Below are 6,078 nucleotides of genomic sequence, written 5' to 3'. Positions count from 1 at the left end.
ATTGTCGACCAACCAAGCGGCAGTCGCATGTGGCATCAAAGGGGTGGCCATGTCTTTTGCTCCAATAATAAGGGCCGCCCCTTACGGAGCGGCCTGAAAATCTTGAACAGCGCATTAGGCGAACTTTGCCGCATCGGCAAGCGGCAATGCGCGTGGGGGCTTGCACATTGCCCGTCTGGCATGCAATCCAGCAACGGATTGGGGAAAGAAATGAAACGTCTTATCAAATGGCTCGTTATTGTGCTCGTGATCGCGGTGGCCGCGGTCTTTATCTGGGGATATGCGCCCGATACCGATGCTGCAGCGATGGAAACCAAATATAGCAGCAGCGCATCGCGCTTTGCTGAACTGGAACCCGGACTGCGCGTTCATTATCGCGATGAAGGCAATCGGGACGGCCGTGTTCTTGTCCTCATCCACGGATCGAACGCGTCGCTGCATACGTGGGAGCCATGGGTCCAGATATTGGGCAAGGAATATCGTATCATTTCGATGGACCTTCCCGGCCATGGTCTTACCGGGCAAAATCCATCCGGTACCTATGACAGCGCGACGTATGTCGGGGTCGTCGACAGATTGCTGACGCGGCTTAATGTCAAAAAGGCCATAATCGGCGGCAACTCAATGGGTGGCGGCGTCACATGGATGTACACACTCACGCACCCCGAAAAGGTCGAAGCGATGTTGCTGGTGGATGCCAGCGGGCAGCCTTCGGCCAAATCTGGCAATATACCAATCGGTTTCCGTTTGATGCGGATGCCGGTTATCAAAGAGGCCGCGCGCTTTATTGCCCCACGCAGCATTTTTGAATCCAGTGTCAAAACATCGATGAGCGTTCAATCGAAAATCGACGCAAAGCTTGTCGACCGCTATTGGGAGCTTAACCGCTATCCTGGCAACCGCGAAGCGACCATGAAACGCTTTGCCAACGTGCAAAACATGCGCGGTGGCAACACAGAGAAGCTGGCGGCGATCAAGGTGCCCGCGATGATCATGTGGGGAGAAGAGGATAACCTCATCCCCGTGAGTGCTGCGCGGTGGTTCGCGGACGCCTTGCCGCAATCCAAGCTGATTATTTATCCCGGCGTCGGCCACATCCCCATGGAAGAAATTCCGGAGAAGAGCGCTGCCGATGTAAAAGCATGGCTGGATGGCTTACCGCCACCATCCGCTTAGGGTCAGGACCTAAACTTCGAGCAGAATTTTGCCGACATGCGCGCCGGATTCCATATAGGCGTGTGCGCCAGCGGCATCGGCCAACGGGAATATCCGGTCCATTTCGGGCCGCAACGCGCCGTCGCACACCATTGGCCAAACCGTTGTTGATATTTCCTGCGCCAGCAAAGCCTTAAACTCTTTTGTGCGCGGGCGTAGCGTGGATCCGGTCAGCATCAACCGGCGGGACATGATATAGGCCATATTGAGGTCAGCGGTCATCCCGCCTTGAACGGCAATGGTCACATGGCGGCCATCTTCGCGCAGGCACTGAAGATTGCGCGCAACATAAGGACCTGCGACCATGTCGAGGACAAGATGCACGCCCGTGGCGTTGGTAATCGTTTTTACTTCAGCGACAAAATCTGTGCTGTTGTAATTTATGGCATGATCCGCGCCGATTGCCTTTGCGGCGGCGCATTTGTCGTCCGAACCGCAGGTCACAATGACATTGAGATCAAACAATTTGCCCAATTTGATCGCCATGGTTCCAATGCCGCTTGTGCCGCCATGGATGAGGATCGTTTCGCCGGACGCCGCGTAGCCACGTTCAAACACATTGTGCCACACGGTGAACAGCGTTTCCGGCAATGCCGCGGCTTGCGCCATTTCCATTCCCGCTGGAACGGGCAAGCAAACGTCGGCGCGGGCGATGCAATATTCGGCATATCCGCCGCCCGATACCAACGCACATTGGCGCGTGCCCAAAAGCTCGCGGGACACGCCCGCACCGACCGAAACAACAATGCCCGATACTTCCAGCCCGGGCAGATCGCTCGCGCCTGGCGGCGGCGGATATAGACCCTTGCGTTGAATGACATCGGGTCTGTTTACGCCGGCAAAGGCAACCTTCAAAAGCAGCTCACCATCGCCAGGGCTTGGCACTGGCCGCTCTGCCGCGATCAATACTTCAGGGCCACCCGGCGTCGAAATTTCGATCGCCGTCATCAATTCAGGCAGTTTTTCCATGTGTATTGCATCCCCATGTCAATTGAGATGCCTTTTAGGGAAGCATCATATTGACAGCAACAGCTCATGGGTAAAATATGAACCATGGAAATCGACGACAATCTACCGTTACGCCGGGACGACCCACTCAATAATCTTGTGAAGCAAGATATTGATGCCCTTTCTGTTGCGGAACTTGAAACCCGCATCGCTGCATTGAAGGCGGAAATTGCGCGCTGTGAGGGCAAGATAGCCTTTGCCAGCAAACATCGCACTGTTGCCGACGCTTTGTTCAAAAAATAATCGGCCGATGGCGCAAATCGGTCCCACAGGATTAAGAATCTGGGGATGAAAACCGTTATCTGCCTCATGTTGCTTGAAAGCAAAGAAGGCCGCGCCAATATAGTGCTCAAGCGACAGCGACTCATTTAAGGGAGACGATAACATGCCATCATTTGCGGAGTCGCTGGAAGCAACGCTTCACAACGCATTGAAACACGCAGGCGACCGTGCGCATGAATATGCGACGCTTGAACATTTGCTGCTCGCGCTCATCGATGATGCTGATGCGGCAAAGGTCATGCAGGCATGCGGCGTCGACCTGGGCGAGCTATCCGACATCATCATCACCTATCTCGACACCGAACTCGAAAGCTTGCGGGTCGAAGGCAAGGTAGACCCCTCCCCCACCAGCGGTTTCCAACGCGTCGTTCAGCGCGCGATATTGCACGTGCAAAGCTCGGGCAAAGATGTCGTGACGGGCGCCAATGTCCTCGTGGCCCTGTTCTCCGAACGCGAAAGCTACGCCGTCTATTTCCTGCAGCAGCAGGATATGAGCCGCCTCGACGCGGTTTCCTATATCAGCCATGGCATTGGCAAGGACGGCAAGCTTGCCGAGCCGCGCCCGGTCACGGGTTCTGAGCAAAAGGGCGAAGAGCCTGAGGATACAAAGGCAAAGAAGGACAAGAAAGAGGGTGCGCTTGATCAGTTCACCGTCAATCTAAACGACAAAGCCAAGCAGGGCCGCATTGATCCGCTCATCGGCCGCACAGCCGAGGTTGATCGCACCGTGCAGATTTTGTGCCGCCGGTCGAAAAACAACCCATTATATGTCGGTGAACCCGGCGTGGGCAAAACGGCCATCGCCGAAGGTCTGGCGCGTCGTATCGTTGAAAAGCAGGTTCCAGAAGTATTGTTGCCCGCGGTGATTTATTCACTCGATATGGGCGCGCTTTTGGCCGGTACCCGCTACCGTGGTGATTTCGAAGAGCGGTTAAAGGCCGTGGTGTCCGAACTCGAAAAGCTGCCCGACGCGATATTGTTTATTGACGAAATCCATACGGTCATCGGCGCGGGTGCAACCAGCGGCGGCGCGATGGATGCGTCCAATCTGCTGAAGCCTGCTTTGTCCGGCGGTACTATTCGCTGCATCGGTTCGACGACGTACAAGGAATTCCGCAACCATTTCGAAAAAGACCGCGCGTTGCTGCGCCGGTTCCAAAAGATCGACGTCAACGAACCAAGCATTGAGGATACCATCAAAATCCTCGCCGGCCTGCGGTCCGCATTCGAAGAGCATCATAAGGTGAAGTACACGCCAGAAGCCATTAAGGCCGCGGTTGAACTGTCATCGCGCTACATCAATGACCGCAAGCAGCCCGATAAGGCCATCGACGTCATTGACGAGGTTGGCGCGATGCAAATGCTGGTTGCGCCGTCAAAGCGTCGGAAGCTCATCACTGCGCGCGAGATTGAGGCTGTTATCGCCACCATCGCCCGCATCCCGCCAAAGCAGGTGTCCAGCGACGACAAGACTGCGCTCGGCACGCTTGAAGCGGATCTGAAGCGCGTTGTGTTCGGACAGGACAAAGCGATTGAGGTGCTTGCCAGCGCCATCAAGCTCAGCCGTGCTGGCTTGCGTGACACCGAAAAGCCCATCGGCAGCTATTTGTTCAGCGGCCCCACGGGCGTCGGCAAGACCGAAGTCGCGCGTCAGCTCGCCTCCATACTTGGCATTCCGCTTAAGCGTTTTGACATGTCCGAATATATGGAGCGCCACAGCGTCAGCCGCCTGATCGGTGCGCCTCCTGGCTATGTCGGTTTTGACCAAGGCGGTTTGCTGACCGATGCCGTCGACCAAAGCCCGCACAGTGTGCTGTTGCTCGACGAAATCGAAAAAGCGCATCCTGACCTGTTCAACATCCTACTTCAGGTCATGGATAATGGCCGTCTGACCGACCATCATGGCAAGACCGTGGATTTCCGGAACGTCATTTTGATTATGACAACCAATGCCGGTGCCAGCGACATGGCGAAAGAAGGCATTGGTTTCGGCAATAACATCAGCAAGGAAGATGCTGGCGACGAAGCCGTCAAAAAGATGTTTGCGCCAGAATTCCGCAACCGTCTGGATGCAACCGTGCCATTTGGTTATCTGCCCACGGACGTTGTTGCGCGCGTTGTCGACAAGTTCATTCTGCAGCTTGAATTGCAACTCGCCGACCAGAATGTGCACATCAAACTGGACGACGAAGCGCGCGCATGGCTCACCGAACGTGGCTATGACAAGCTATATGGCGCGCGGCCAATGGGACGGCTGATCCAAGAGAAGATCAAACAGCCGCTTGCGGAAGAGCTTCTGTTTGGAAAACTCGTGCATGGCGGCGAAGTCGCTGTGCACATGAAAGACGGCGCACCAAGTTTTGAAGTAACGCCCGCTGCGCCCAAGGCTACAAAGCCTAAGGCACCGAAGAAGAAGGTCGTAAAAAAGGCCAGCAAGGCCGAGTAAGGAACCTAATTCTGCCCGACTGGCAACAGTTGGGCAGAAGGGCCTATACCGTTGAACAATTCGGGCTCGGTTCCGGTCATCCAGACCTGCGCGCCGGTTTCCGCCAGTAACGCAAATAATGCGGCGCGCCTTGATGGATCGAGATGCGCTGCAACTTCATCCAGAAGCAGGATTGGCGGTGCCTGACGCTGCGCGGACACCAACGCGGCGTGCGCAAGGATGAGCGATAGCAACAATGCTTTTTGCTCGCCGGTCGAACACTGCTCCGCCATTTGGCCGGAATCCTTATGTATGACGTCGAGGTCCGCGCGATGTGGACCAAATAATGTGCGCCCGGCGGCGGCGTCACGGCGGCGGCCCTTACGCCAGATCACGGCCAGATCGCCCTCTGCTGGGCCGGCCTTATCGACAAGGCTGATCAGCGGAACCGCAAAGGGCCCCGAAGGCGCGCTTTGCAATTGGTCGCGCAGGGCGTCAACCAAGCCGGTACGCGCAGCTTGAATGGCGTGGGCGCTCTCCACCATCTGTTGCTCAAGAGCATCCAGCCAAAGCGGGTCAGCGGGCACGGTCCCCGACAACAGCTTGTTCCGCTGCTGCATGGCCTTTTCATATCGGCTGCTGTGACGGGCATGCTGAGGACTGAGTGCCAGCACGAGGCGGTCCAGAAACCGGCGACGTGCAGATGAACCGTCTGCAAACAAGCGGTCCATCGCGGGCGTAAGCCAAATGACCGAAAGCCATTCCGCAAGGCTGTTAATCGACGCATTACTCTCGTTCACGCGGACTTTGCGGCGCTCGGGCTGCTGCGCGCTCACACCCGTTCCGATTACATTCCCCGACACTTCAGCAACGATGGCAAATCCACCACCACCGCCAGCGCGGACCATATCCGACATGGCAGCACGGCGAAGGCCACGCCCCGGAACCAATAGCGAAACGGCCTCCAGAATGTTCGTCTTGCCCGCACCATTTGAGCCATGAAGTGCAATGAACTGCGCATTGGGACGGATCTCAAGCGCGGCATGGTTGCGAAAATCATTCAAGGACAGGCGGGACAGGACCATATAACGTGCCTGCTATAGTGGCATGTTCCGGTCAAGCCGCTTGTCGGAAAATCGCCAAACCAA

5 protein-coding genes are annotated in these 6,078 nt (G+C 56.3%); 3 read left to right on the top strand and 2 right to left on the bottom strand.

The window, feature by feature from the left end; translation table 11 throughout:
* Positions 1 to 210 precede the first annotated feature (210 nt).
* Entirely contained in the window at positions 211 to 1,176 is a 966-nt protein-coding gene (locus tag ACILQA_RS09255; protein ID WP_395629439.1) for an alpha/beta fold hydrolase, read from the top strand.
* 9 nt (positions 1,177 to 1,185) lie between these two features.
* Here the strand turns inward: ACILQA_RS09255 and ACILQA_RS09250 are convergent, their stop codons facing one another.
* Entirely contained in the window at positions 1,186 to 2,184 is a 999-nt protein-coding gene (locus ACILQA_RS09250; RefSeq protein WP_395629438.1) for an NAD(P)H-quinone oxidoreductase, read from the bottom strand.
* 84 nt (positions 2,185 to 2,268) lie between these two features.
* On the opposite strand from ACILQA_RS09250, the gene ACILQA_RS09245 reads away from it, so the two are divergent.
* Positions 2,269 to 2,466: a DUF1192 domain-containing protein gene (locus ACILQA_RS09245; protein WP_395629437.1), complete on the top strand. Its 198-nt coding sequence runs from the start codon at positions 2,269 to 2,271 to the stop codon at positions 2,464 to 2,466.
* Between the two features lie 142 nt (positions 2,467 to 2,608).
* Positions 2,609 to 4,951: an ATP-dependent Clp protease ATP-binding subunit ClpA gene (gene clpA / locus ACILQA_RS09240; RefSeq protein WP_395629436.1), complete on the top strand. Its 2,343-nt coding sequence runs from the start codon at positions 2,609 to 2,611 to the stop codon at positions 4,949 to 4,951.
* Between the two features lie 5 nt (positions 4,952 to 4,956).
* Here the strand turns inward: clpA and recF are convergent, their stop codons facing one another.
* On the bottom strand, positions 4,957 to 6,015 hold the full coding sequence (gene recF / locus ACILQA_RS09235) for a DNA replication/repair protein RecF (RefSeq protein WP_395629435.1): 1,059 nt from the start codon (positions 6,013 to 6,015) through the stop codon (positions 4,957 to 4,959).
* Between the last annotated feature and the right edge of the window lie 63 nt (positions 6,016 to 6,078).

The sequence above is a fragment of the Sphingorhabdus sp. genome, from assembly GCF_044239005.1.
In the GTDB taxonomy this organism is placed as follows: Bacteria; Pseudomonadota; Alphaproteobacteria; order Sphingomonadales; family Sphingomonadaceae; genus Sphingorhabdus_B.
This window is presented reverse-complemented; position numbering and strand designations above follow the sequence as displayed.

Excerpts from the sequence above, each read along its gene's own strand:
- ACILQA_RS09255 (WP_395629439.1), top strand. The coding sequence starts at position 211 with ATGAAACGTCTTATCAAATGGCTCGTTATTGTGCTCGTGATCGCGGTG.
- ACILQA_RS09245 (WP_395629437.1), top strand. The coding sequence starts at position 2,269 with ATGGAAATCGACGACAATCTACCGTTACGCCGGGACGACCCACTCAAT.
- ACILQA_RS09250 (WP_395629438.1), bottom strand. The coding sequence starts at position 2,184 with ATGGAAAAACTGCCTGAATTGATGACGGCGATCGAAATTTCGACGCCG.
- clpA (WP_395629436.1), top strand. The coding sequence starts at position 2,609 with ATGCCATCATTTGCGGAGTCGCTGGAAGCAACGCTTCACAACGCATTG.
- recF (WP_395629435.1), bottom strand. The coding sequence starts at position 6,015 with ATGGTCCTGTCCCGCCTGTCCTTGAATGATTTTCGCAACCATGCCGCG.